This window comes from Micromonospora rosaria (genome assembly GCF_001567585.1).
Lineage (GTDB): Bacteria > Actinomycetota > Actinomycetes > Mycobacteriales > Micromonosporaceae > Micromonospora > Micromonospora rosaria.
Genome location: NZ_LRQV01000040.1, coordinates 25760 through 50577, shown reverse-complemented (window position 1 = coordinate 50577; position 24818 = coordinate 25760). Strand labels below are relative to the sequence as shown.

The 24818-nt window shown below is 75.6% G+C and carries 25 protein-coding genes and 2 pseudogenes; 19 read left to right on the top strand and 8 right to left on the bottom strand.

The features are described 5' to 3' along the window. Positions 1-101 precede the first annotated feature (101 nt). The 8 genes and pseudogenes from AWW66_RS13480 (at position 102) to AWW66_RS13445 (ending at position 9021) form a co-directional block, all read left to right on the top strand. A complete protein-coding gene (locus tag AWW66_RS13480) occupies positions 102-1757 on the top strand; it encodes an HAD-IIIA family hydrolase (RefSeq protein WP_245648247.1) in 1656 nt (551 codons plus the stop codon). Beyond that, positions 1754-2731: a glycosyltransferase family protein gene (locus AWW66_RS13475; RefSeq protein ID WP_067365073.1), complete on the top strand. Its 978-nt coding sequence runs from the start codon at positions 1754-1756 to the stop codon at positions 2729-2731. Before AWW66_RS13480 ends, AWW66_RS13475 begins: the two co-directional genes overlap by 4 nt. Continuing rightward, a complete protein-coding gene (locus tag AWW66_RS13470; RefSeq protein ID WP_067365070.1) occupies positions 2716-3933 on the top strand; it encodes a glycosyltransferase in 1218 nt (405 codons plus the stop codon). Before AWW66_RS13475 ends, AWW66_RS13470 begins: the two co-directional genes overlap by 16 nt. Then, a pseudogene (locus tag AWW66_RS32710) lies at positions 3933-4703 on the top strand (D-sedoheptulose-7-phosphate isomerase); the annotation flags it as partial. The gene AWW66_RS13470 and the pseudogene AWW66_RS32710, both read left to right, overlap by 1 nt. 218 nt (positions 4704-4921) lie before the next feature. Then, positions 4922-6406, top strand: a complete 1485-nt coding sequence (locus AWW66_RS13460) for a PfkB family carbohydrate kinase (protein ID WP_067365068.1) — start codon at positions 4922-4924, stop codon at positions 6404-6406. Beyond that, on the top strand, positions 6403-7101 hold the full coding sequence (locus AWW66_RS13455; protein ID WP_067365065.1) for an SDR family oxidoreductase: 699 nt from the start codon (positions 6403-6405) through the stop codon (positions 7099-7101). The genes AWW66_RS13460 and AWW66_RS13455 overlap by 4 nt, the downstream gene beginning before the upstream one ends. Continuing rightward, positions 7098-8054, top strand: coding sequence for a glycosyltransferase family 9 protein (locus tag AWW66_RS13450; RefSeq protein WP_067365062.1), 957 nt, complete (start codon positions 7098-7100; stop codon positions 8052-8054). Before AWW66_RS13455 ends, AWW66_RS13450 begins: the two co-directional genes overlap by 4 nt. After that, positions 8038-9021, top strand: a complete 984-nt coding sequence (locus AWW66_RS13445) for a DNA topoisomerase IB (protein ID WP_067365096.1) — start codon at positions 8038-8040, stop codon at positions 9019-9021. Before AWW66_RS13450 ends, AWW66_RS13445 begins: the two co-directional genes overlap by 17 nt. Before the next feature lie 376 nt (positions 9022-9397). Here the strand turns inward: AWW66_RS13445 and AWW66_RS13440 are convergent, their stop codons facing one another. Then, positions 9398-10153 carry a TetR/AcrR family transcriptional regulator gene (locus tag AWW66_RS13440; RefSeq protein WP_067365094.1) on the bottom strand — a complete coding sequence of 252 codons (756 nt, stop codon included), beginning with the start codon at positions 10151-10153 and terminating at the stop codon, positions 9398-9400. 95 nt (positions 10154-10248) lie between these two features. Here AWW66_RS13440 and AWW66_RS13435 point away from each other — a divergent pair, with 95 nt between their 5' ends. Both AWW66_RS13435 and AWW66_RS13430 read left to right on the top strand, forming a co-directional pair. Further along, positions 10249-11220: an ATP-binding cassette domain-containing protein gene (locus AWW66_RS13435; protein WP_067365059.1), complete on the top strand. Its 972-nt coding sequence runs from the start codon at positions 10249-10251 to the stop codon at positions 11218-11220. Beyond that, complete coding sequence (locus tag AWW66_RS13430) at positions 11213-12073, top strand: ABC transporter permease (RefSeq protein ID WP_083978468.1); 861 nt, start codon at positions 11213-11215, stop codon at positions 12071-12073. Before AWW66_RS13435 ends, AWW66_RS13430 begins: the two co-directional genes overlap by 8 nt. A 61-nt stretch (positions 12074-12134) precedes the next feature. On the opposite strand, the gene AWW66_RS13425 is transcribed toward AWW66_RS13430, so the two are convergent. Together AWW66_RS13425 and AWW66_RS13420 are read right to left on the bottom strand one after the other, a co-directional pair. Continuing rightward, positions 12135-12638: a hypothetical protein gene (locus AWW66_RS13425; protein WP_067365056.1), complete on the bottom strand. Its 504-nt coding sequence runs from the start codon at positions 12636-12638 to the stop codon at positions 12135-12137. Positions 12639-12739: 101 nt separating this feature from the next. Further along, a complete protein-coding gene (locus AWW66_RS13420; protein WP_067365088.1) occupies positions 12740-14371 on the bottom strand; it encodes a RecQ family ATP-dependent DNA helicase in 1632 nt (543 codons plus the stop codon). Positions 14372-14471: 100 nt separating this feature from the next. Between AWW66_RS13420 and AWW66_RS13415 the strand changes: the two genes are divergently transcribed. Then, positions 14472-15299: a PH domain-containing protein gene (locus tag AWW66_RS13415; RefSeq protein ID WP_067365053.1), complete on the top strand. Its 828-nt coding sequence runs from the start codon at positions 14472-14474 to the stop codon at positions 15297-15299. A gap of 44 nt (positions 15300-15343) precedes the next feature. Here the strand turns inward: AWW66_RS13415 and AWW66_RS13410 are convergent, their stop codons facing one another. Together AWW66_RS13410 and AWW66_RS35975 are read right to left on the bottom strand one after the other, a co-directional pair. After that, positions 15344-16297 carry a TIGR03557 family F420-dependent LLM class oxidoreductase gene (locus AWW66_RS13410; RefSeq protein ID WP_067365050.1) on the bottom strand — a complete coding sequence of 318 codons (954 nt, stop codon included), beginning with the start codon at positions 16295-16297 and terminating at the stop codon, positions 15344-15346. Between the two features lie 255 nt (positions 16298-16552). After that, positions 16553-16678 (bottom strand): hypothetical protein, encoded by a 126-nt coding sequence (locus tag AWW66_RS35975; protein WP_281179592.1) that lies wholly within the window; start codon positions 16676-16678, stop codon positions 16553-16555. Between the two features lie 210 nt (positions 16679-16888). On the opposite strand from AWW66_RS35975, the gene AWW66_RS13405 reads away from it, so the two are divergent. Further along, positions 16889-18388: a glycoside hydrolase family 3 protein gene (locus AWW66_RS13405; protein ID WP_067365047.1), complete on the top strand. Its 1500-nt coding sequence runs from the start codon at positions 16889-16891 to the stop codon at positions 18386-18388. A 94-nt stretch (positions 18389-18482) separates the two neighbouring features. On the opposite strand, the gene AWW66_RS13400 is transcribed toward AWW66_RS13405, so the two are convergent. Then, entirely contained in the window at positions 18483-18767 is a 285-nt protein-coding gene (locus AWW66_RS13400) for a GNAT family N-acetyltransferase (protein WP_067365044.1), read from the bottom strand. Between the two features lie 125 nt (positions 18768-18892). Between AWW66_RS13400 and AWW66_RS13395 the strand changes: the two genes are divergently transcribed. From AWW66_RS13395 to AWW66_RS13365, 7 genes and pseudogenes are all read left to right on the top strand, one after another. Then, positions 18893-19258, top strand: coding sequence for a hypothetical protein (locus AWW66_RS13395; RefSeq protein WP_067365042.1), 366 nt, complete (start codon positions 18893-18895; stop codon positions 19256-19258). Positions 19259-19323: 65 nt separating this feature from the next. After that, positions 19324-20148, top strand: a complete 825-nt coding sequence (locus AWW66_RS13390) for a DUF1206 domain-containing protein (RefSeq protein ID WP_067365039.1) — start codon at positions 19324-19326, stop codon at positions 20146-20148. Between the two features lie 99 nt (positions 20149-20247). Then, a pseudogene (locus tag AWW66_RS13385) lies at positions 20248-21435 on the top strand (mechanosensitive ion channel family protein); the annotation flags it as partial. 350 nt (positions 21436-21785) lie between these two features. Further along, positions 21786-22220, top strand: coding sequence for a phage holin family protein (locus tag AWW66_RS13380; protein WP_067365036.1), 435 nt, complete (start codon positions 21786-21788; stop codon positions 22218-22220). Further along, positions 22217-22558: a DUF3618 domain-containing protein gene (locus AWW66_RS13375; RefSeq protein WP_067365033.1), complete on the top strand. Its 342-nt coding sequence runs from the start codon at positions 22217-22219 to the stop codon at positions 22556-22558. The genes AWW66_RS13380 and AWW66_RS13375 overlap by 4 nt, the downstream gene beginning before the upstream one ends. Next, positions 22555-22827: a DUF4235 domain-containing protein gene (locus tag AWW66_RS13370; RefSeq protein WP_067365030.1), complete on the top strand. Its 273-nt coding sequence runs from the start codon at positions 22555-22557 to the stop codon at positions 22825-22827. The genes AWW66_RS13375 and AWW66_RS13370 overlap by 4 nt, the downstream gene beginning before the upstream one ends. 290 nt (positions 22828-23117) lie before the next feature. Next, positions 23118-23321, top strand: coding sequence for a cold-shock protein (locus tag AWW66_RS13365; RefSeq protein WP_007075740.1), 204 nt, complete (start codon positions 23118-23120; stop codon positions 23319-23321). A 192-nt stretch (positions 23322-23513) separates the two neighbouring features. On the opposite strand, the gene AWW66_RS13360 is transcribed toward AWW66_RS13365, so the two are convergent. Further along, positions 23514-23711: a hypothetical protein gene (locus AWW66_RS13360; RefSeq protein WP_067365085.1), complete on the bottom strand. Its 198-nt coding sequence runs from the start codon at positions 23709-23711 to the stop codon at positions 23514-23516. An 89-nt stretch (positions 23712-23800) separates the two neighbouring features. Further along, on the bottom strand, positions 23801-24784 hold the full coding sequence (locus AWW66_RS13355) for an aldo/keto reductase (RefSeq protein ID WP_067365027.1): 984 nt from the start codon (positions 24782-24784) through the stop codon (positions 23801-23803). Between the last annotated feature and the right edge of the window lie 34 nt (positions 24785-24818).

The following is a 24818-nucleotide window of genomic DNA, read 5'->3' as shown; positions in this document are numbered from 1 at the left end:
ACGCCGACCGGGCCGGGTCCGGGCCGGTCCGGTTCGACGCCGACCGGGCCGGGTCCGGGCCGGTCCGGTTCGACGCCGACCGGGCTGCCTCTGGCCCGGTCCTGTTCGACGCGGTGCTCTTCGACCGGGACGGCACGCTGATCGAGGACGTGCCGTACAACGGTGACCCGGAGCGGGTGCGGCCGGTGCCGGGGGCCCGTGCGGCGCTGGACCGGCTGCGGGCGGCAGGGCTGCGCCTCGGGGTGGTGAGCAACCAGTCGGGGCTGGCCCGGGGGTACTTCTCGGCCGGGGACCTGGCGCGGGTCAACGCCCGGGTCGAGGAACTGGTGGGACACGTCGACACCTGGCAGGTCTGCCCGCACGACGACACCGACGGGTGCGGCTGCCGCAAGCCCGCACCGGGGCTGGTCTGGGCGGCGGCCCGGGACCTGGGCACCGTCCCGGCGCGCTGCGTGCTGGTCGGCGACATCGGCCGGGACATGGTGGCCGCCGGTGCGGCGGGCGCCACCGGTCTGCTGGTGCCGACGCCGGTGACCCGGCCGGTCGAGGTGGCCGCCGCCGGGTGGGTGGCCGCCGACCTGCCGTCGGCGGTGGCGCAGATCCTCGACCGGCAGCGGTCGGTCACCGGGCCGTCCCGGGGTCGCGCCGGCACGGTGCTGGTGGCGCGCAGCGACTCCGCCGGGGACGTCCTGGTCACCGGGCCGGCGATCCGGGCGGTGGCGGCGCGTGCCGACCGGGTGGTGCTGCTGTGCGGGCCGCGCGGCCGGGCGGCGGCGGAGCTGCTGCCCGGGGTGACCGACGTCGTCGAGCACGCGCTGCCCTGGATCGACCCGGCCCCGGACCCGGTGGACCCGGCCGGAATGACCGCCCTGGTCGACCGGCTGCGCCGGATCGGCGCGGACGAGGCGGTCGTCTTCACCAGCTACCACCAGTCCGCGCTGCCCCTGGCCCTGCTGCTGCGGCTGGCCGGGGTCGGCCGGGTCAGCGCGATCAGTGACGACTACCCGGGCAGCCTGCTCGACGTGCGGCACCGGGTGCCGACCGGCGTGCCGGAGCCGGAACGGGCGCTCTCGCTGGCCGCCGCGGCCGGGTTCCCGCTGCCACCGGGGGACCAGCCGGCGCTGCGCATCCGGCCGCCCGCCGCCGGGGACGGGCCGCCCCGGCCGTACCTGGTCGTGCATCCCGGGTCGGCGGCCGGCGCGCGGGCCTGCCCGCCGGAGCTGGCGGCCCGGATCGTCCGGTCGCTCGCCTCGGCCGGCCACCGGGTCCTGGTCACCGGGGGGCCGGGCGAGCGGGACCTGACCGCCCGGGTGGCCGGCAGCGCCGGGGTGGACCTCGGCGGCCGGACCGGGATCGGGGACCTCGCCGCCCTCATCTCCCGGGCCGACGCGCTGGTCGTCGGGAACACCGGGCCGGCGCACCTGGCCGCCGCGCTCGGCGTACCGGTGGTCAGCCTCTTCGCCCCGACGGTCCCGTACGGCCAGTGGGGGCCGTGGCGGGTGCCCGCCGTCCGGCTCGGCGACCCGACCGCGCCCTGCCGGGACACTCGGGCGGCGGCCTGTCCCGTCCCCGGCCACCCCTGCCTGACCGGCATCGACCCGGCCGACGTGGTCGACGCGGTACGCCTGCTCGGCGTGCCGGTGCCCGGCCCCCGCCCGACCGCCCCCGCCACCGTGCCGCCGGCCGGTCCGGCGTCGGGCGGGCCGGCCCACCGGCGGGCCGGACAGGTCTCCACCAGCGGCGGGGGTGGCCGATGAACGTCCTGCTCTGGCACGTGCACGGCTCCTGGACCACGGCCTTCGTGCACGGCCGGCACCGGTACCTGATCCCCACCACGCCCGACCGGGGCCCGTACGGTCTCGGCCGGGCCCGCACGTACCCGTGGCCGGCCAGCGCCGTCGAGGTCGGCCCGGCGGAGCTGCGGGCCGCCCCGGTGGACGTGGTGCTGCTCCAACGGCCGGAGGAGGTGGAGCTGGTCGAGCGGTGGACCGGTCGCCGGCCCGGCCGGGACCTGCCGGCGATCTACGTCGAGCACAACACGCCGAAGGAGGGGAACGTCCCGAACTCCCGGCACCCGATGGCCGACCGGGACGACCTGCTGGTCACCCACGTCACCCACTGCAACGACCTGTTCTGGGACACCGGCCGGACCCGCACCACGGTCGTCGAGCACGGCGTGGTCCCGCCGCGCGTGCAGTGGAGCGGGGACCTGGACCGGCTCGCCGTGGTCATCAACGAGCCGGTCCGCCGGTGGCGGGTCACCGGCACCGACCTGCTGCCCCGGTTCGCCGCCGTCGCCCCGCTCGACGTGTACGGCCTCGGCGTGGCCGGCCTGGCCGCCCACCTCGGTCTCCCCGAGGAGCGGGTGACCAGCCACGACGACGTGCCCCAGGCCCGGATGCACGCGGAGCTGGCCCGGCGGCGGGCGTACCTGCACCTGTGCCGGTGGACCTCGCTGGGGCTGAGCCTGATCGAGGCGATGTCCATGGGGATGCCGGTGGTCACCCTGGCCGCCACCGAGGCGGTCCGGGCGGTCCCCCCGCAGGCGGGGGCCCTGTCCACCCGCGTCGACGACCTGCTGGAGGCCGCCCGGCGGCTCATCGCCGACCCGGCGGTGGCCCGGCGGGCGGGCGCCGAGGCCCGCGCGGCCGCGCGGGCCCGCTACGGCCTGGACCGTTTCCTCGCGGACTGGGACCGGCTGCTGGAGGAGGAAGTATGCGCATTGCGATGATCTCGGAGCATGCCAGCCCTCTCGCCGTCCTCGGCGGCGAGGACGCCGGCGGCCAGAACACGCATGTCGCGGAGCTCTCCGCCGCGCTCGTCGCCGCCGGCCACGACGTCCGCGTCTACACCCGCCAGGACGCCGTCGACCTGCCGGTGACGGTCCGCAGCCCGGACGGCTACGACGTGCTGCACGTACCGGCCGGGCCGGCCGAGCCGCTGGCCAAGGACGCGCTGCTGCCGCACATGGCCCCGTTCAGCCGCTGGCTGGCCGACCGTTGGCGGGGCGGCGACTGGGTGCCCGAGGTGGTCCACGCGCACTTCTGGATGAGCGGGCTGGCCGCCCTGACCGCCGCCCGGCAGGTCGGGGTGCCGGTGGTGCAGACGTACCACGCGCTGGGCACGGTCAAGCGCCGGTACCAGGGGGTGCAGGACACCAGCCCGGCCCGCCGGGTGGCCTACGAGCGGGAACTCGGCCGCTCGGTGGACCGGGTGATCGCCCAGTGCTCCGACGAGGTGGGCGAACTGGTCCGCCTCGGGGTGCCCCGGTCCCGGATGACGGTGATCCCGTCCGGGGTGAACCTGGGCACCTTCGCCCCGCTCGGCCCGGCCGCCGAGATCGATCCCGACCGGCCCCGGGTGCTCACCGTCGGGCGGCTGGTGGAGCGCAAGGGGTTCCAGACCGTCATCCGGGCGATGGAACTGGTCCCCGACGCCGAGTGCGTGGTGGTGGGCGGCCCGCCGGCCGGGCTGCTGGAGTCCGACCCGTACGCCCGCCGGCTGCGGGCGCTGGCCGGCTCGTGCGGGGTGGCCGACCGGGTCCGGCTGGTCGGGGCGGTGCCCCGGGAGGAGATGGGCCGCTGGTACCGCTCCGCCGACGTGCTGGTCGCCGCCCCCTGGTACGAGCCGTTCGGGTTGACCCCGCTGGAGGCGATGGCCTGCGGCATCCCGGTGGTCGGCACCGCGGTCGGCGGCATCCGGGACACCGTCGTCGACGGGGTCACCGGGGACCTGGTGCCGGCCCGCGACCCGAGGGCCCTCGGCGAGGCGATCGACCGGCTGCTCACCGACCGGATCCGCCGGTTCGCGTACGCCACGGCGGCGCTGGAGCGGGCCCGCCGCTGCTACTCCTGGGCGACGGCCGCCGAGCGGCTGGCCGAGGTGTACCACGAGGTGGCCACGGTACGCCGGCCGACCCGGGTGGTGGCCTGATGCGGCGTACCCCCGTCCGGCCCGGCCCGGCCGGCTCGCCCGACCCGCTGGACGGCGCGCCGGGAGCCGGGCGGAACCTGCTCGACGAGCACCTGGCGCACCTGGCCGCCGCGCTGCTGCCGTACCGGGAGTCGGCCGGCTTGCTGGCCCGGTGGGGGGTCGACCTGGCCCGGCACCTCGGTCTCGGCGGGCGGCTGCTGGTCGCCGGGAACGGGGGCAGCGCCGCCGAGGCCCAGCACCTCACCGCCGAACTCGTCGGCAAGCTGCGCGACGACCGGGAGCCGCTGTCCGCGATCGCCCTGCACGCGGAGACCTCCGCGGTGACCGCGATCGCCAACGACTACGGGTACGAGCAGGCGTTCGCCCGTCAGGTCCGGGCGCACGGGCGGCCCGGGGACGTCCTGCTGCTGATGTCCACCAGCGGCAGCAGTCCGAACCTGATCACCGCCGCCCGCGCCGGGCGGGACACCGGACTGCGCTGCTGGGCGTTCACCGGTCCCACCCCCAACCCGCTGGCCGACGCCTGCCACGAGACCCTCGCCATCGACTCCCCGGACAGTCAGGTGGTGCAGGAGCTGCACCTGGTCTCCACGCACCTGCTCTGCGAGTACGTCGACCGGGCGCTGCCGGCGGTGCGGGCCGCCCGGTCCGGGCTGCTGGCCGTCGGCGACACCGCCCCGGCCGGCACCGCCCCGGCCGACACCGCCCCGGCCGGCACCGCCCCGGCCACCGGCCCGGGCCCGGTCGGCGCGGAGGCCGTACCGGCCGGCCTGGCGGCGGGCGCGGCGGCGGTACCGGTCGACCTGACGCCGGGCGCGACGGCGGAGCCGGCCGGTGGGGCGCCGGGTCGGGCCGGCGCACCGGTCAATGCGGGGGACGAGCCGGCCGGGGCCGGTCCGGTGCGGACCGGGGTCGAGGTGGTGGTGGAGGGCCGGCCGGCGGACCGGGGTACGCGGCCGGCGGACCGGGGTACGCGAGGGAGGCGATCGTGACGGGACCCGTGGTGGTGGTCGGGGACACCCTGCTGGACCGGGACGTGGAGGGGGTGGTGAACCGGCTCTGTCCGGACTCCCCGGTGCCGGTGCTCGACGAGACCGCGTCCGTCGACCGGCCCGGCGGCGCGGGCCTGGCCGCGGTCTTCGCCGCCGCCCAGGGCGCCGAGGTGGCCCTGGTCACGGCGCTCGCCGACGACGCCGGTGGGGCCCGGCTCAGCAGCCTGCTCACCGCCGCCGGAGTGCAGGTGTACCCGCTGTCGCTGGCCGGGGCGACCGCGGAGAAGATCCGGCTGCGGGCCCGGGGGCGGGTGCTGCTGCGGCACGACCGGGGCGGCGGGGCGCAGGAGCCGGGACATCCCGGCGAGGCGGTGCTCCGGCTGATCGCCGTCGCCGGTGCGGTGCTGGTGAGCGACTACGGGCGCGGTGTCGCCCGGCACCCGGCGCTGCGGGCCGCGCTCGCCGCGACCCGCGCGCCGGTGGTCTGGGATCCGCACCCCCGGGGCCCGGCCCCGGTGCCCGGGGTGCGCCTGGCCACGCCGAACGAGGCGGAGGCCCGCGAGTTGGCGAAGGTCGCGCCCGGCGGCTCCCGGCTCGCCACCGCCTCCCGCGCGGCCCAGGGCCTGCGGGAACGGTGGCGGGCCGGCGCGGTCGCGGTGACCCTCGGCGGCGACGGCGCGCTGCTGAGCCACGCCGGCTCGACCCCGCTGATGGTGCCCACCCCGGCCAGCGCGGAGGGGGACACCTGCGGCGCCGGCGACCGGTTCGCGGCCACCGCCACCATCGCCCTGGCCCAGGGCGCCCTGGTCTCCGAGGCGGTGCAGCGGGCGGTGGCGGAGGCCTGCGCGTACGTGGCGGGCGGGGGTGTGGCCGGCGCGTTGCCGGCCCCGGCCCGACCGGCGCCACCCCCGGACCGGCCCGGTACGCCGCTGGCCGTCGGGGACCGCGTCGGCGTCGGCCCGGCCGCCGCCGTGGCGGCGCGGGTACGCGCGGCCGGCGGTACCGTCGTGGCCACCGGCGGTTGCTTCGACCTGCTGCACGCCGGTCACGTGGCGACCCTGCAGGCGGCCCGCCACCTCGGTGACTGCCTGATCGTCTGCCTCAACTCCGACGCCAGTGTGGCGGGGCTGAAGGGCGCCGACCGCCCGGTGGTGTCCCAGGCCGACCGGGCCCGGCTGCTCACCGCGTTGAGCTGTGTCGACGCCGTGCTGGTCTTCGACGAGTCGACCCCGCACGCGGCGCTGTCCTGGCTGCGCCCCGACGTGTGGGTCAAGGGTGGCGACTACGCCACCGGGGCGGGCGACGAACCGGCCCTGCCCGAGGCCGACATCCTGCGCCGGTGGGGCGGGCACACGGTGGTGGTGCCGTACCTCGACGGGCGCTCCACCACCGACCTGATCGCCGCGGCGCGCTCCGGCGGCGGCCGGGAGCCGGGCCTGTCGACGACGCCGGCCCGCCCGAGCGTGGGGCGGACCCGGTGAGCGCGCCCCCCGGGGCCGGGCCGACGGTGCTGGTCACCGGCGGGTCCAGCGGGCTCGGCGCGGCGGTGGTCACCGCCGTGGCGCGCTCCGGTGGCCGGCCGCTGGTGCTCGACCGGCGTCCGCCCGGGGACGGGGTGCCGTGGGTGGAGTGCGACCTCGCCGACACGAGGGCCGCCGAGGAGGGCACCCGGCGGCTGGCCGAGCGCTCCGGCGGCCTGGACGCCGTGGTCACCGCCGCCGGGACGGACGTGCCCGGCAAGCTCGCCGACCTGCCCCGGGAGACCTGGGAGCGGATCGTCGCCGTCGACCTGCTGGCCACCGCCGCCGTGATCCGGGCCGCGCTGCCGTTCCTGGAGCACGCCCGGGGCAGCATCGTCACCGTCGCCTCCACGCTCGGCGTGAAGGCGGTCGCCGACGCCACCGCGTACTGCGCGGCGAAGTTCGGCGTGGTCGGGTTCACCCGGGCCCTCGCCGCCGAACTCGCCGGCTCGGTCGGGGTGACCCTGCTGATCCCCGGCGGGATGCGGACCGCGTTCTTCGACGACCGGGACGCGCAGTACCGCCCCGGCCCGGACGCGGCGCTCAACGAGCCGGCCGACGTGGCGGCGGCGGTCCTGTTCGCGCTCTCCCAGCCGCCCGGGTGCGCGGTCCGGGAGATGGTGGTCTGCGCCGAGCAGGAGTCGTCGTACCCGTGATCCTGGTGCTGCGGGCCCTCGGCGTCGGCGACCTGGCCACGGCGGTGCCGGCGCTGCGCGGGCTGCGGGCCGCGTACCCCGGTCGGGAGCTGGCGGTGGCCGTGCCCGGCTGGCTGGCCCCGCTGGTCGACCTGGTCGGCGGCGTCGACCGGACGGTCCCGCTGGACGGCCTCGACGCGGCCCCGGCCTGGCCCGGCCCGGCACCGGCGCTCGCGGTCAACCTGCACGGCCGGGGCCCCCGGTCGCACCGGCTGCTCGCCGCGACCGGCCCGGGTCGGCTGCTCGCCTTCCGCTGCCCCGAGGCCGGGCACGACGCCGGGCCGGCGTGGGACGCCACGGAGCACGAGGTGCACCGCTGGTGCCGGCTGCTGCACTGGTACGGCATCCCGGCCGACCCCGCCGACCTGACGTTGCGCCGGCCGCCCGGCACCGAACCGCCGGCCGGGGTCACCGTCGTGCACCCCGGTACGAAGATCGCGGCGAAGCGCTGGCCGGCGGCCCGCTTCGCGGCCGTCGCCGCCGCGCTGGCCGACCGGGGGCACCGGGTGGTGGTGACCGGGTCGGCGGGGGAGCGGGAGCTGGCCGGCCGGGTGGCGCGGCGGGCGGGCCTGCCGGCCGGGTCGGTACTGGCCGGGCGGACCGACCTGGCCGGGCTCGCCGCCCTCGTCGCCGACGCCCGGCTGGTGGTCAGCGGCGACACCGGGATCGCCCACCTCGCCACCGGCTACGGCACCGCCTCGGTGGTCCTCTTCGGGCCGGTGCCGCCGGAGCGCTGGGGGCCGCCGCCGGAACGACCCTGGCACCGGGCGTTGCACGTCGCGCCGGCGAGTGGCGCGGCCGGCGGCGGGGTAGGAACCGATCCACGGCTGGCGGCGCTGCGGGTCGAGGAGGTCCTGGCCGCCGTGGACGAGGTGGAACGGGCGGTGCGTGGGTCCGGTGCGGTTGCGGCGTAGCGATCCGGGCAGACCGGGGTACGGGCGACGGCGGCGCGGCCGGGGCTGGGCCTTCCTCGACCCGTCCGGCGCCCCGGTGCGCGCCCCCGACGAGCTGACCCGGCTGCGGGAGCTGGTCGTCCCGCCGGCCTGGCGGGACGTCTGGATCTCGCCGTACCCGAACGGGCACATCCAGGCCACCGGCATCGACGCCGCCGGCCGCAAGCAGTACCTGTACCACCCCGAGTGGCGGCGCCGGCAGGACGAGGCGAAGTTCGACCACGTCCTGGAGGTGGCCCGGCGCCTGCCGGACCTGCGCGACCGGGTGGCGCGGGACCTGGACGGCCGGGGGCTCGGCCGGGAGCGGGTGCTGGCCACGGTGGCCCGGCTGCTGGACATGGGGACGTTCCGGATCGGCAGCACGCAGTACGCGGCCGGCGACGACCCCACGTTCGGGGTGGCGACGCTGCGCCCCGAGCACGCCCGTTCCCGGCGCGGGTGCGTGGTCCTGGAGTTCCCCGCCAAGGGCGGCGTCGAGCAGGTCCGCCGGATCGACGACCCGCAGTTGTGCCGGGTGCTGGTCGACCTGCGTCGGCGGCGTCGGGCGGCGGAGCAGCTCTTCGGCTACTGGGACGGCCGGACCTGGCGGGACGTGCGCAGCGACGAGGTCAACGGGTACCTGCGCGTGGCCAGCGGTGGGGAGATGACCGCCAAGGACTTCCGGACCTGGCACGCCACCGTGCTGGCCGCGACCGCACTGGCCACCGCCGACCGGCCGCGCTCGGCGACGGCCCGCCGCCGGGCGGTGGCCGCGGTAATGCGCGAGGTCGCCGACCTGCTCGGCAACACCCCGACGGTGGCGCGGACGTCCTACGTCGACCCCCGGATCGTCGACCTGTACCACGACGGGGTGGTGGCGCAGGTGGTGGCGGGCGCGCCCCGGGCGGCGGCGGAGCGCTCGGTGCTCGCCCTGCTGACCGATGCGTGACGTGGCGGGGCGTGACGTGGCGGGGCGGGGAGAGCGGGCCGGGGCGGGGAGAGCGGGCCGGCGGGCGGCGGGCGGGCGGGGGAGCGGGGCCGCACGGTCGACCGGGCGGGCCGCCCACCGACGCTCGTCGGTGGACGCCTCGCCACGGTCCCCCGTTCACGGCCGGTCCCGGTACCGGTGCCGGCACCCGACCGGCCGTGTCGGGACCAGTCTGCCGGTGCCGGGTTGACGATGGATGCCGAGGTGTTGACCGTCCGTGACGCATCGCGCCGCTGACCGCGCCACCGCGCGCCGCCGCCCGCCCGGTTGGTGCGGCCGGGAGCAGTCTCCGGCGGACGACGTCCCGGCTGGCAGCCCTGTCGACCCGTGACCCGGCTCAGCCGCCGGGGCGGTCGCGGACCAGCGCGGCGACGCCGTCGAGGATGCGGTCCAGCCCGAACCGCCACTCCGCGTCCAGCTCCTCGTCGTCGCCGTCCTGCGCCGCCTCGGCCATCAGCCGGCGCAGCTCGGGGTACGGCCCGGTGCGGGTCAGCCGTTCGAGTTGCCGCCAGTAGCGTTCCCCGGCCTCGTCCGGGGTGACGCCGCTGCCGACCGCCGCCTCGGCCATGTCGAGGGTGAGCGAGGCCCAGGTCCGGGCGTACCCGCTGAGCAGCAAGATCGTGGAGAGCCGGGCGGTGCCGCGCAGGTCGGTGTCGCGCAGCGCGGCCAGCCCCTGCTCCAGCCAGCGCACCTGGTTGGGGCCCATCGGGGGGCCGCCGACCGGGACGTGCCGGACCCAGGGGCGGCGGCGGATCCGGGCGAGCAGTTCGGTGGCCCAGTGGGCGAGCGCCGGTCGCCACCCGGCGTCGGGGTCGAGGGGGTCCGGCGGGCCGCCGTAGGCGGTGTCGAGCATCAGGTCGAGCAGGTCGCTCTTGGTCGGCACGTACCGGTACAGGGACATGGTCGCCACGCCGACCTCCCCGGCGACCCGGCTCATCGACACGGCGGCCAGGCCCTCGCTGTCGGCGACGGCGATGCCGGCCGCGACCACCTGCTCCAGGGTCAGGCTCCGCCGTGGGCCCTTGCCGGGGCGCTCCCGCAGCCCCCAGGCCAGTTCGATGCCCTCGGGCAGCTCCACGTCCGCGTCGCTCATCCGCACCTCTCGTCCTCGCTTGACCGTCATCCTAACTTCTGCGTACGGTGTAAGCAGTACAGCGTATGTGGTACGCAGAACACGGAGGGTGAGGAATGACATCAGCCCCGGCGGTGGAGGCCGTCGAGCTACGCAAGTCCTACGGAACGGCCGTCGTGCTGGACGGCCTGACGCTGCGGGTGGCCCGGGGGAGCGTCCGGGCGCTGCTCGGGCCGAACGGGGCCGGCAAGACGACCACCGTCCGTATCCTGACCACGCTCACCGCCCCGGACGGCGGCGCGGCCCGGATCGACGGGTACGACGTGGTCCGCGAGCGGCGGCAGGTCCGCTCCCGGATCAGCCTGGCCGGTCAGTACGCGGCCGTGGACGAGGAGCAGACCGGGGTGGAGAACCTGCGGATGATGGGCCGGCTGGCCGGGCTGGGGCGGGCCGACGCCCGGCGGCGGGCCGCCGACCTGCTCGACCGCTTCGATCTCGGCGCGGCCGGTGGACGGCGGGTCGCCGGCTACTCCGGTGGCATGCGCCGCCGGCTCGACCTGGCCGCCAGTCTGGTCGGCGAGCCCTCGGTGATCTTCCTCGACGAGCCGACGACCGGGCTGGACCCGCGCAGCCGCCAGGCGCTCTGGACGGTCATCGCGGACCTGGCCCGGGGCGGCACGACGGTGCTGCTCACCACGCAGTACCTGGAGGAGGCCGACCAGCTCGCCGACACCGTCTCGGTGCTGGACGGCGGCCGGCTGGTCGCCGAGGGCAGCCCCGCCGAGCTGAAGGAGCGGTTCGGCGCGCAGCGGCTCGACCTGCGGCTGCGCGACCACGCCAGCCTCGTCGAGGCCCGCGCCCGGCTCGGCACCCGGGTGGTGCACCACGATCCGGGTCGGCTGGAGGTGGGGGTGGCCACCGACGGCAGCGCCCCGCACATCCGGGACCTGCTCGACGAGGTGGACCCCGCCCGGCGCACGGTCGTCCGGTTCACCGTCCGGGGCGCCACCCTCGACGACGTCTTCCTGGCCCTGACCGGCCACCCGGCCGCGCCGGCCGCCACCCGACCGGAGGTGACCAATGTCTGAGCTGGTCGCGAAGGGCCCGACGGCCTGGTCCGCGCGGAACGGGGGCCCGACCGGGCCGGACGGTACGGCACGGGGCGTACCGTCCGGCCCGGCCCGGGGCGGGTCGGCGGCGGTCCGGGCGCTGGTCCTGGTCGCCCGCTGCGTCCGGCTGTCCCGGCGCAACGCGGACGCCCTGCTCATGTCGCTGCTGCTGCCGGTCATGCTGATGCTGATCTTCGTGTACCTGTTCGGCGGCGCGATCGACACCGGCACCCGGTACGTCACCTACGTGGCGCCCGGGGTGCTGATCCTCTGCGCCGGCTTCGGCGCGGCGGGTACGGCGGTGAGCGTCACCACCGACCTGGCCAACGGCGTCATCGACCGGTTCCGGACGCTGGACGTCGGGCCGGTGGCGATCCTCGGCGGGCACGTCGTCGCCAGCATCGTGCGCAACAGCGTCTCCACCGTGCTGGTGCTGGCGGTGGCGGTGGGCATCGGCTTCCGGCCGGCCGTCGAACCGCTGCGCTGGCTGGCCGCCGCCGGGCTGCTGCTGTTGTTCCTGCTGGCGATCTCCTGGCTCTCCGCGACCTTCGGGCTGCTCACCCGGACCCCGGAGGCGGCCGGCGGGTTCACCTTCGTGGTGATGTTCCTGCCCTACCCGAGCAGCGCGTTCGTGCCGGTGGAGACCATGCCGACCTGGCTGCACGGGTTCGCCGAACACCAGCCGGTCACCCCGGTCATCGAGTCGCTGCGGGCCCTGCTGCTCGGCACCCCGCCGGGCAGCGCCCCCCTCCAGGCGGTCGCCTGGTGCCTGGCCCTGCTGGCGCTCGCGGTGACCGCCTCCGCCGTCCTCTTCCCCCGCCGCGTCCGCTGAAGGTGTAAGGAGGGGCCCCTTATTAACAGACGTCTGTTAATAAGGGGCCCCTCCTTACACCTCAGTCGTTGAGGGTCTGGGCGAGGCGGTCGCGGAACTGGCGCTCCGAGGCGCTGATCTGGTCGCCGCCGAGGCCGAGCAGCCCGCCGGTGGCGGCGGCCCCGACCACCTGGTCGGCGATCTCCACCAGCCAGTGCTTGTACGCCCCGGCCTCGCCCTCGTCCACCTTCGCGGCCAGCAGCGCGGCGGCCTGGGCCGACCGGGCCAGCACGTCGTCGATCAGGGCCGCCGGGTCGGCGGGGGCGACGACCGGCAGCTCCGCACCGGCCTCCGGGTCCCCGACCCGGGCCACGACCTCCCCGGCGACCGCCGCGACCAGCGGGCTGGCCGACTCCCGGCCGGCGGCGATGCCCTCCAGCCCGGCCGCGCTCTCGGCCCTGGTCCGGCGGCTGCCGTCGGACTCGGCGGCGCTCGCCGCGCTCAGCACCGACTGCGGCAGGCCGACCAGCAGGCCCCACTCCTCGTCGGAGAAACCGAACCCGGTGTACGCCGGCTGTTCGATCACGACAACGCCCCTCTCAGCTGTGTCGACACGCGGAAGAACCCGGAGCCCTGCGGACGGCTGCGCGTGGCGGGCGGCCACCCCGGGCGCGGGCCCGGCTCAGGCTAGCCGAGCGTCAGCAGGCTCTGTTCGGACACCACGCGCACGGACAACGTCTTGTACCCGACCTCGTCGAAGAGAACCGTCATCCGGTCGTCCTCGTAGCTGAGCACCATGCCGGAGCCCCACTCGGGATGCCGGACCTGGCTGTGCACCGGGAACGGGCCGCCCGCGCCGTCGTCGGCCACGCTGGTCCCGGCGTGGCAGTTGTCGCAGTGCCCGCACACCTGGGCCATCTGCTCGCCGAAGTAGGCCAGCAGCGACTGCCCCCGGCACCCGGAGGTCTCCGCGAAGGCGCGCATCATGTCGGTCCGGGACCGGGTCACGCTCTGCTGGCGTTCCGCCTCGGCCAGGGCTGCTGCCGCCGCGTCGGCCGGCTGCGGGCCGTACCGGGGCGCGCCGATCCGCTGGCCCCGGCGGGGCTCGACCGCGCCGACCTGCTCCAGCAGCCCGAGCAGGTGACCGAGCTTGCGGGGGCCGAGACCGGTGGCGGCGCGCAGGTCCTTGCGGGTGGTCGGCCGGCTGCGGATCAGGGCGGCCAGTTGGTGCAGCTCGTCGCGGTCCGGCAGGCCACCGCTGAAGTACCGTTGCAGCCCGACGTCCTCGGCCTGCCAGAGCAGCAGGACCCGGGCCGGCTGACCGTCGCGGCCGGCGCGGCCGATTTCCTGGAAGTAGCTGTCCGGCGAGTCGGGCAGCGCCATGTGCACCACCCAGGCGATGTTCGGCTTGTCGATGCCCATGCCGAACGCCGAGGTGGCCACCATGATCGGCACCTGGTCGGCGAGGAACGCCTCGTGCAGCTGGGCGCGGGCCCCGGTCGCCATCCCACCGTGGTAGAACTGCGCCGGGAAGCCGGCGTCGGTGAGCCGCGCGGCCAGCTCCTCGGCGGAGCGCCGGGTCGGCACGTAGATGATGCCGAGGCGTTCGTCGTCGCGCAGCAGCGCGACCAGCCGCCGCCACCGGTAGTCCTCGGTGGGGCAGTGCGCGACCTCCAGGAAGAGGTTCGGTCGGTCCAGCCCGGAGACCACCACCTCGGCGTCGCGCAGCCGCAGCCGGGCGATGATGTCGTCGCGGACCGGGGGAGACGCGGTGGCGGTCAGGGCGACCACGGGCGGGCGGCCGATGCCCTCGATGAGGTGCCCCAGGGCCAGGTAGTCGGGGCGGAAGTCGTGCCCCCACGCCGAGATGCAGTGCGCCTCGTCGATCGCGACCAGCGCCGGCTCCAGGTCCCGTACCTCGGCCAGCCGGTCCGGGTTGGCGAGCTGCTCCGGGGTGATGAAGAGGAACTCGGCGCGGCCCTCGCGGATCTCGGCGACCGCCTCGGCCTGCTGGGCGGCGGACTCGTCGGAGCTGATCCGCACCGCCCGCAACTCGGGGCGCTGCCGCTCGTTGAGCGCCGCGATCTGGTCCTGTTGCAGCGCCAGCAGCGGGGAGATGACCACCGTCGGCCCCGGGATCAGGCTGGCCGGGATCTGGTAGATCGCGGACTTGCCGGCGCCGGTGGGGAGCACCACCAGGGCGTCCCGGCGCTTCATCACCGCCCGCATGGCGGCGAGCTGGTGGGGCCGCAGCCGCGTCCAGCCGAACAGGCTGCGCGCCGCGCGGCGCAGGGTCGTGGAGTGGGTCGACAGCTTCATCGAGGACCGGAGGTACCCGACGCCTCCGGCGGCGAAACCGTCGACCGGTATCGATCCGCCCGCACCGGGCACTGTGGACGGCGTACCCGATCATGGGCGCATGACGATGGCGGGCGACCCGGCCGGGCGGGCCGACGGACGGCGACCGGACGCGACGCGGACGAACCGGTGGCTGGTCGCCACGGCGGCCGGGGTTCTGGTGGCGTGGGCGGCGCTGCGGATCGGCGGGGAACCGCCCGACCTGACGGCGCGGCTGACGGTTCATTCGGTGCCGTACGCGCTGGCCCTGGCCGCCCTGGTCGGCGTGGTCACCGGCATGGACGCCCGGAAACGGTCGGCGGCCCTCGCCGTGGTCACGGGGACGTCGGGGACGGCCGCCTTCCGGGCCGGTCCGCACCGGACGCTCGGCTGGTTCAGCGTCGTGCTCCTGATGAGCTTCGGCACTCTGGTCGTCGGGCCGGTCGACCAGTGGGCCGAGGCCAGCGCCGAGGGGTTGTCCTGGTACCTGGGGCAGCTGTACCTGGTCCCGTTCACGGCGCTGTTCGCCGCCGTGCTCGGGGCGCAGGTCGTCGCCGTCGTCCGGGGCCGGACCGGCGTCGGCCTGACCCCGACCGGCGTCGAGGTACGCGAGCCCTTCGGCGCCCGGACGATCCCCTGGGCCGCCCTCGCCCCCGGTACCCCCGGGGCCTGGACCGCCGGCCGGGCGTTGGACCTCGACGTGCGGTACCCGGACCTGGTCACCGGATGGGGACTGCGGTGGGGTTCGCGGCGCTCGCCCCGCATCGGGCTCGACTACGTGAACGTGCACCCGGGTTTCCTCGCCGACGTGCTGCGCCACTACGTCGACCACCCCGACGAGCGGGCCGGCATCGGCACCCCGGCCGGCTACGACCGGCTCCGCCGCGCCCTCGGTGAGGATTCGTGTTAGGAAGGGCCCCTTCCCATCCGTATGCGTTAACAGGGGGCCCTTCCTTACCGCCGGAGGCGGGGGAAGATCTCTCGCTGGTACAGGTCGAACAGGCCCCGGGTGTGCGGGCCGGTGTTGGCCACGTACACCTCGTCGAAGCCGGCCTCGGCGTACTGGTCGATCCGCGCCAGGTGCGCGTCGGCGCTGTTGCCGCAGACGAAGGACTCCCGCATCATCTCCGGCCGGACCAGGTGCGCGGCCTGCTCGAAGTGCCGGGGTGAGGGGAGCACCTGGGACAGTTCCCCGGGCACCCCGGCGTTGGGCCAGCGCTCGTACGCGATCCGGACGCCCTCGTCCTCGCTGTCGGCGTACGCGGCCTTGAAGCCGCCCTGGCAGGGCTTGTCGCCGCCCCCGCCGTCGCGGAACCGGCGGACCAGGTCGCCGTCGGGCATCGTGCTGACGTACCCGTCGCCGATGCGGGCGGCCAGGTCGACGGCCTTCGGGCCGAACCCGGAGACGTAGACCGGTGGGGGCGTCTGCGGCAGCGTGTAGATCCGGGCCTGCTCGACGGTGTAGTGCCGGCCCCGGTGGGTGACGAACCCGCCCCGCCAGAGTTCGCGCAGCACCTCGACGGACTCCTCCAGCATCTCCAGCCGGACCCCCGCACCGGGCCACGCGCCGCCGAGGATGTGCTCGTTGAGCGCCTCGCCGGAGCCGACGCCGAGCACGAAGCGCCCGTCGTGCAGGACCGCGCTGGTCGCCGCCGCCTGCGCGATCACCGCCGGGTGGATGCGGATGGTCGGGCAGGTCACCGCCGTGGTGACCGGTAGCGCGCAGACCTGGCTGAGCGCGCCGATCATCGACCAGACGAACGGGCTCTGCCCCTGCGCGTCCACCCACGGGTGGTAGTGGTCCGAGATCCACAGTGCCTGGAACCCCGCCCGCTCGGCGTCGCGGGCCTGCGCCAGCAGTTCCGCCGGGGCGAACTCCTCGCTGGACAGGAAGTAGCCGATCCTCATCGTTCCCCCTCGCCGGCCCAGGTCGCCCCGCTGCGCCGGGCCCCACCAACGCCGGTACCCCACCCGCCACCCCCCACACCCCCACCCGCTCCCCCCACTCCCCCCACTCCCCCCCACCGCCCCCACCACCTCCCCCGTGATCATGAGGTTGACGGCTCTTCCCCCGGCTTGTCGCAGCGCTAACCCCATGATCAACGCGGCGGAGGCGAGGGGCGGCGCGGCGGGGTGGGCGGGGTGGGGGTCGGTCGGGGCGGGTCAGCGGCGGCCGAACATCGCCCGGATCGCGGCGAACAGGAGCAGCCCGCCGACCACCAGGCCGAGCAGGCGTACGCCCGGGATGTCGGCGGCGCTGGTGGCGTCGGCGAGGGTCGTGGCGTCCATCGTCGAACTGTGTCACGCCGCCGCGCCGGCCGCCACCGGCTAACAGTAAAGTTTCTTGACTATTTGTGGGTGCGGTGTGACCATGGCAGGGCCCCGCAGGTGGTCGACCCGCGGGAACGGCAGGAGACGGGGGTACGCGCACCGCATGAGCGAGTGGATCGTCCAGTCCGGCGCGGTACCGGCCCGCGCCGGCCACGGAGAGGTGTCGGCATGAGTGCTCCGGCGAACGGCCTCGACGCCCTGGCGGCGGCCGTCCTGCAACCCGGCTTCGTCGGCACCACCCCGCCGCCCTGGGTCTGCCGGTGGCTCGGCGAGGGACTCGGCGCGGTGGTGCTCTTCGCCCGCAACGTGGTCGATCCGGACCAGGTCGCGGCGCTCACCGCCGGCCTGCGCGCCGAGCGCCCGGACGTGCTCGTCGCGATCGACGAGGAGGCCGGCGACGTCACCCGGTTCGAGTCCGCCCGGGGCAGTTCCCGGCCGGGCAACCTGGCGCTCGGCGTGGTGGACGACCCGGCGCTGACCGAGGAGGTGGCCCACGACCTCGGCACCGAGCTGGCCGCCGCCGGCATCACCCTGAACTTCGCCCCCGACGCGGACGTCAACTCCAACCCGGACAACCCCGTGATCGGGGTACGCGCCTTCGGTGCCGACGCCGACCTGGCCGCCCGGCACACCGCCGCCTGGGTACGCGGGTTGCAGGCCGGCGGGGTGGCCGCCTGCGCGAAGCACTTCCCCGGCCACGGCGACACCCGGGTCGACTCGCACCACGACCTGCCCGCCATCCTCGCCGACCGGGAGCGGCTCGACGCCGTGGAACTGGCCCCGTTCCGGGCGGCGGTGGCCGCCGGGGTGCAGGCGGTGATGACCGGGCACCTGCTGGTGCCGGCCCTCGACCGGGACCTGCCGGCCACGCTCAGCCCCCGGATCCTCGGCACCCTGCTCCGTGACGAACTGGGCTTCCAGGGCGTGGTGGTCACCGACGCGATCGAGATGCGGGCGGTCGCCGGCCGGTACGGCCTGGCCGGGGCGGCGGTCCGGGCGCTGGCCGCCGGGGCCGACGCGATCTGCGTCGGCGGTGAGCACGCCGACGAGGCGACCGCCCGGCACCTGCGCGACGCCATCGTCGCCGCCGTCGCCGCCGGGGACCTGCCCGAGGAACGGCTCGCCGAGGCCGCCAAGCGGGTCGGTCAGCTCGCCGCCTGGAGCACCGCCGCCCGGTCGGCCCGCCCCGGGCCGACCGACCGGCCCGCCGGCGAGAATCCGGTGGGGCTGGTCGCCGCCCGCCGGGCGATCCGGCTGACCGTCGACCGCTCCGGCGCCCTGCCGCTGCCGCTGTCCGGCCCGGCGCACGTGGTGGAGTTCGAGCCGCCGCGCAACATCGCGATCGGGCCGGAGACGCCGTGGGGGCTCGCCGCGCCCCTGGCCGACCTGGTGCCCGGGACCACCGGCGTGCGGTTCGCCGAGTCCGACGTGCCGGCCGACCCGGCCGCCGGGTCGGCCGGCCGGCCGCTGGTCCTCGTCGTCCGTGACCTGCACCGGCACGGGTGGATGCGGGCGGCGGTCGAGCGTGCCCTGGCCGCGCGGCCCGACGCGGTCGTGGTCGAACTGGGCGTACCGGCGCTGGTCGTGGGTCGACTGCACCTGGCCACCCACGGGGCCACCCGGGTCGCCAGCCGCGCGGCCGTCGAACTGCTCACCGGCGCCGGCTGAGCCCCTCGCCGCGCGGGCTCAGCGGGCTCAGGCCCGACCCTGACCACCCCGTCCCCGGCCCCCACCTGATCCGGTGACCATGACGGGGCGGGGGTCACGGGGTGGTGGTGAGCGGGCGGTACTCGGGGTGGCGGTCGACGAAGGCGGCCACGAAGGGGCAGTGGACGACGATCCGGCCGCCCCGGTCCCGGATCTGGTCGAGGGTGGCGCGGATCAACGCGGAGCCGACGCCCTGGTCCTGGAACCGTGGATCGACCTCGGTGTGGGTGAACACCAGCACCTCGCCGCGCGGCTCGTACGTGGTGAACCCGGCCAGCGCGTCGTCGACCAGGATCTCGAAGCGGCGGCGGGCCGGTTCGTCGGTGACCAGGTAACCCACCTGGTCATTGTGGCCCGGTCGTGGTGCCGACGGGCCCGGTTCGGCGGGGATCCATCCGACCGCGCCGACCGGAAGATGATCACGAAGCCTGTCCAGGCTCGCCGGCGTCTCGTACCCTGGGCGGCGTGACGAAGCGACCCGGTACCTTCCCCCGCACCCCCATCCGCCGGGCCGCCGGCCTGCTGGCCGGCCTGGCACTCGGCGTCGCCCTGCTCACCGGATGCAGCTCGGAGGGCGCGTCCACCGACTGTGGGCTGGACCAGTGCACGGTCACCTTCGACCGGGGCGTCGAGGCGAACGCCACCATCCTCGGCATCGAGACCCGGTTGGTCGGCGCCGAGGGCGACCAGGCGACCGTGGAGATCGCCGGGGAGCGGCTGTCGCTCACCATCGGCCAGCAGGCGACCGAGATCGCCGGCTTCGCCGTCACCCTGGACAGCGTCACCGACGAGCAGGTCAAGATCCGCGTGTCGCGCAATCCGGAGGGCTGACGCCCGCCCCCTGTCACCGCGGGGACCGACGTTTGGGAATCTTCGCATCCGGAGATTGAGGCGCCATGTCTCTCACCCGGAACGCCGAAGCCACCGCCTCCCGTACGGCGAACAGCCGGTGGCTCGAACTCCTCGCCCGGGCCGGATTCATCGGCTACGGGGTCGTACACCTGCTGTTCGCCTGGCTGGCCCTCCAGATCGCCTTCGGCAGCTCGCCGGACGACGGTGACCAGTCGGGTGCCCTGCGCACCCTCGCCGCCCAGCCCATGGGCAAGTTCATCGTCATCGCCATCGGGGTCGGCATGGTCGCCATGGCCCTGTGGCAGGCCACCCAGGCCGCCGTCGGCCACATCAGCGAGCAGGGCAACCGCCGTACCGTCGAGCGGGTGCTCTCGGCCGCCCGGACCCTGGTCTACGGCTGGTTCGCCTTCACCGCCTACCGGGTCGTCTCCAGCGCCTCCTCCTCCAACAGCGCCGACCAGCAGGAGGACATCACCGCCAGGCTGATGGAGTCCACCGGTGGCCGCTGGCTGGTCGGGTTCGTCGGCCTGGTGGTCGCCGGCATCGGCATCGGCCAGGCGATCTACGGCATCAAGAAGAAGTTCGAGAAGAACCTCAAGACCGGTGAGATGAGCGCCAAGACGCGCGAGCTCGCCCGGAAGCTCGGCATGGCCGGGTACGCCGCCCGTGGCTCCGCCTTCGCCGTCGCCGGTGCGCTGGTCGTGGTGGCCGCCGTCACCTACGACCCCGAGAAGGCCCGGGGCCTGGACGCCGCCCTGCGGACCCTGCGGGACCAGCCCTTCGGCACCATTCTGCTCGGCCTCGTCGCCCTGGGCATCGCCGCCTTCGGCGTCTACTGCTTCCTCCAGTCCCGGTACCGCAAGGTCTGATCCGCACTGGTCTGATCTGATCTGGTCGATTCCGGGGGCACCGGGCACCATTGGGCCTTCGTGCTGACATGGCCGCCCAGGTCGGAGGGAGAGGAACTGGTGCAGAACTACCTCACGACGGTCGTCGTCGCGCTCGGCGCGGCGACGGCCGCGTTGGTGCTGGTCGAGGTGGTACACCGGCTGATGCGGCGGTTCGGCCGGCGGTCCCGGCTGCTGATCGAGCTGACCGAGCACGCGCACCGGTCCTTCCAGGTGGCCGCGGTCGTGCTCGCCGTGCAGTTCGCCGTCCGGTTCAGCACCGGGTACGCGGTGGGCACCGGGTGGCGGCAGGTGGTGCTGCACCTGCTGGTGCTCTGCGTGATCGCCAGCACCGCCTGGCTGGTCGCCTCCCTGCTGGTGGTGGTGGAGGACACCGCCCTGGCCCGGTTCCGGGTGGACGTGCCGAACAACCGGCACGCCCGGCGGGTACGGACCCAGGTGGTGATGCTGCGCCGGCTCACCATCGCGGTGATCGTGATCCTCACCGTCGGCGTGATGCTGATGACCTTCCCCGCCGTGCGGGGGGTCGGCGCCGGTGTGCTGACCTCCGCCGGTGTCGCCGGTGTGGTCGCCGCCCTGGCCGCGCAGAGCCTGCTCGGCAACGTCTTCGCCGGTCTCCAGCTCGCCTTCAGCGACGCGGTCCGCCTCGACGACGTGGTGGTCGTGGAGGGGGAGTGGGGCCGGATCGAGGAGCTGACCCTCAGCTACGTGGTGGTGCAGATCTGGGACGACCGCCGGCTGGTCCTGCCCACCTCCTACTTCACCAGCACCCCCTTCCAGAACTGGACCCGCACCGAGGCGGCGGTGCTCGGCACCGCCATGTTCGACGTCGACTGGTCGGTGCCGGTGCAGGCCATGCGGGAGGAACTGCGCCGGGTGGTGGAGGGCAGCGACCTGTGGGACGGGCGGGTCTGCGTCCTGCAGGTGGTCGACGCCACCGGGGGCGCCATCCAGATCCGGGCACTGGTCAGCGCGGCGGACTCCGGCAGCCTCTGGGACCTGCGCTGCCTGGTCCGCGAGCACCTGGTCGCCTGGGTCCGCGACCACCGTCCCACCGCCCTGCCCCGGATGCGTACCGAGGTGGGCGACGAGTCCGGCGCGCTGCCCTGGCAGAGCGTCGCGCCCCGCCGTCGCCCGGCCCCCCGCCCCACCGAGGGCAACCCGCCGGACGACGCCCGGCTCTTCGGCGGCAGCGACGACGGCGAGGCCCGCAGCGAGGCGTTCGTCGGCCCGGCCGAGGACGCCGAGCCCGCCGCCGCGCCGCTCGCCGCCGGCCCGCCGCAGCGCCCCGGCGACGTCCCGAACGGCCGCGTCGAGACCCGCCCCTGATCCCCCCGGCTGCCTGGTGGCGCGGGTCGGGGCCCGCCCTGAGACCGCTGGTACCGCCGGGTCGTGACCTCCCCGGGCGTGCCGGCGTTGCACCTGCCGGGCGGTCTGCGCCCCGTACCGGGTTTGACCGGGCCGTTGGTGGGGACCTGCTGCCCTACCGACCGACGCACCGGCCGGTTCCGGTGGCTGCCGGTGGCCCGGACCGGTACGCAGGATTGACGGGTGGCTGCTCCGGGCATACAGCGCGGTGATGACGAAAGGAGGGCAGCATGGCTGACGTGGCGACTTCCCGCACGTCCCGGGCCGGGGGTGAGCCGTCCACCGCGGAACTGGTGCAGCGGGGGACCGAGCAGGTGTCCCGACTGATCCGGGACGAGTTGGCGCTGGCACGGGCGGAGTTGACGGAGAAGGGCAAGCATGCCGGCATCGGGGTGGGCCTTTTCGGCGGGGGCGGAGCGCTGGCCCTGTACGGGCTGGGCGTACTGATCGCCGCCGTGGTGCTCCTGCTGGCGACCTGGATCGCCGCGTGGCTGGCCGCGCTGATCGTGGCGGTGCTGCTCTTCGCGGTGGCCGGCATCCTCGCGCTGGCCGGCAGGAAGCAGGTCAAGCAGGCCGTCCCGCCGGTGCCGGCGGCGGCGGTGCGCAGCGTCCAGGCGGACGTGGACACGATCACCGCGGCGGTGAAGGACAGGGGTCGGCCATGACGGGCAACGGCACCGGGAACACCGAGGCGCTGCGCGCGGAGATCCGGCGGACCCGGATGGAACTCGGCGAGACGGTGGAGGCGCTGGCGGCCAAGGCCGACGTCAAGGCCCGCCTGAAGGAGTCCGCCGACCAGGCGAAGGAGCGGATGCGCGAGCAGGCCGCGCAGACCGTGGCCCGGGTACGCGGGCAGGCGGCGCACACCGCCGGGGTGGCGCGCGGCCGGGCGTACGAGACGGGCGCTCAGGTCCGCCGCAACCCGCTGCCGTGGGCGGCGATGGCCGCCGGTACGGTGGCGGCCGTTGTCGTGCTGTTGATCGTCCGGGGGAGGCGTCGGTGAGCAAGGGCATCAACAAGGCCGTCTACCGGCCCGTCGGGGTGTTGCTGGGGTTCGCCGCGGGTGCGGTGGCCGGCGTCGTTTTCCGCCAGGTGTGGAAGCTGACCGCCGGTGACGGTGAGGCCCCGAGCGCCACCGACGAGGACCGTGGCTGGGGCGAGGTGCTGGCCGCCGCGGCGTTGCAGGGCGCGATCTTCTCGGTGGTCCGCGCGGCCGTGGACCGGGGCGGCGCGGTGGGTGTACGCCGGCTGACCGGGCGCTGGCCGGACTGACCCGGCATCGTCGAAGACCCCCTCCCTGACCTGCGGCGGAGGGGGTCTTTTCGGTGGCGTGGCCGGGTCGGTGCGGAGAATTGAGGCATCGGTCAGGTCACATGTCGGAGAATTTCATCGGGTAGGCTGTGCAGAGTTTTTGCGTACGTGGTTTGCTTTCCACGCTGTTGCGAGACAGCGTGGGTTGAGAGAAGTCTCCTTGCACAGGGGGCCGCCTCAGGCGCCGCTGCTCGAAAACGGCCAATCGGCCGCACGGCGTGCTCGGCCGCCAGTTTTAGAAGGAGATACACATGGCGCAGGGAACCGTGAAGTGGTTCAACGCAGACAAGGGCTTCGGCTTCATCACCGTCGACGGCGGGGGTGCTGACGTGTTCGTCCACTTCTCGGCGATCCAGACCAGCGGCTACCGCACGCTGGAGGAGAACCAGCGGGTGGAGTTCGAGATCGCCCAGGGCCAGAAGGGCCCGCAGGCTGAGCAGGTTCGCCCCATCTGAGCACCACTGGGCCGGCAGTCGCCGGCCGTCGGCGTGAGCCGGCCGGCTGGCTCACGTTGAAGCCCCGCGTCCCGAAGGGATGCGGGGCTTTCCGCATCCTCGCCCCCGGCCGCCGTCCTCGCCCCCGGCCGCCCGGGGCGGCGCGGGTCGGGACCGGACCCGACCCGCGCGGCGACCCCGGGCCGTCCGGCGTCAGGCGCGGTGGCGTCGGGAGCGCAGTCCCCACCAGAGCGTCGCGAGCCCGGCCACGACGAGGACCGGGCCGACCACCGCCCAGATCCGTTGGTCGGTCATCAGGCTGCCGCTGACGTAGCCGAGGCCCTGCACCGTCCAGAGCGCGCCGACGACCACCGCGAGCAGGCCGAGCGTGAGCGCGAGCCAACCTTTCACCGTCTCCTCCTTCACCCCGACGCCGTCCGCGTCACCTGCGCCAGCCTGCCCCGGCCCGGTGCCGGCGACGGGCGCCACGCCGCCACCGGTCACCACCGGTGGTGCACCTGCGGCCGGATCAGCTCGTCGTAGGTGTCGCGGACCGCGGCCAGTTCCGTTGCGGTGAGCGGCGGCTGGTCCGCGGTGGCGGCGTTGAGCCGCGCCTGCTCGGCGTCGCGCGCGCCGGGGATGACGACGGTGACGCCCGGCTGGTCGACGATCCAGCGCAGCGCGAACTGGGCCAGTGTCCGATCAGGACCACGCAGCGGGGCCAGCCGGCGCACGGCGGCCAGCCCGAGGTCGTAGTCGACACCGGAGAACGTCTCCCCGACGTCGAACGCCTCGCCGTGCCGGTTGTAGGTGCGGTGGTCGTCGGCGGGGAAGGTGGTGTGCTCGTCGTACCGGCCGGAGAGGAGTCCACTGGCGAGCGGTACCCGGGCGATGATGCCCACCCCGGCCGCCGCGGCGGCCGGCAGGACGCGGTCGAGGGGCTTGAGCCGGACCGCGTTGAGGATGATCTGCACGCTGGCCACGCCGGGGCGGGCGATGGCGGTGAGCGCCTGTTCGCAGGTCTCGACGCTGACCCCGTACCCGGCGACGCGCTTCTCGGCGACCAGGGTGTCCAGCGCGTCGAAGACCGCGTCGTCGGCGAAGACCGGGGTGGGCGGGCAGTGCAACTGGACCAGGTCGAGGGTCTCCACGCCCAGGTTGGCCCGGGACCGGTCGGTCCAGGCGCGGAAGTTCTCCAGGGTGTACGCCTCGGGGGTCTGCGGCACCCGCCGCCCCATCTTGGTGGCCACCGTCAGGCCGGCGTCGCCACGCTCCCGCAGGAACCGGCCGATCAGGCGCTCGCTGCGCCCGTCGCCGTAGACGTCGGCGGTGTCGAGGAAGGTCACCCCGGCGTCGACGGCGGCGTGCAGCAGCGCCAGCGCCGTCGGGTCGCTCACCTCGCCCCAGTCGGCGCCGAGTTGCCAGGCGCCGAGTCCGACGACCCCGACGGACCGGCCGAGTCGGTCAAAGCTCCGCTTCTCCATTCGTCCGAGCCTAGTGAGGCGGTGGCGGTCCGCG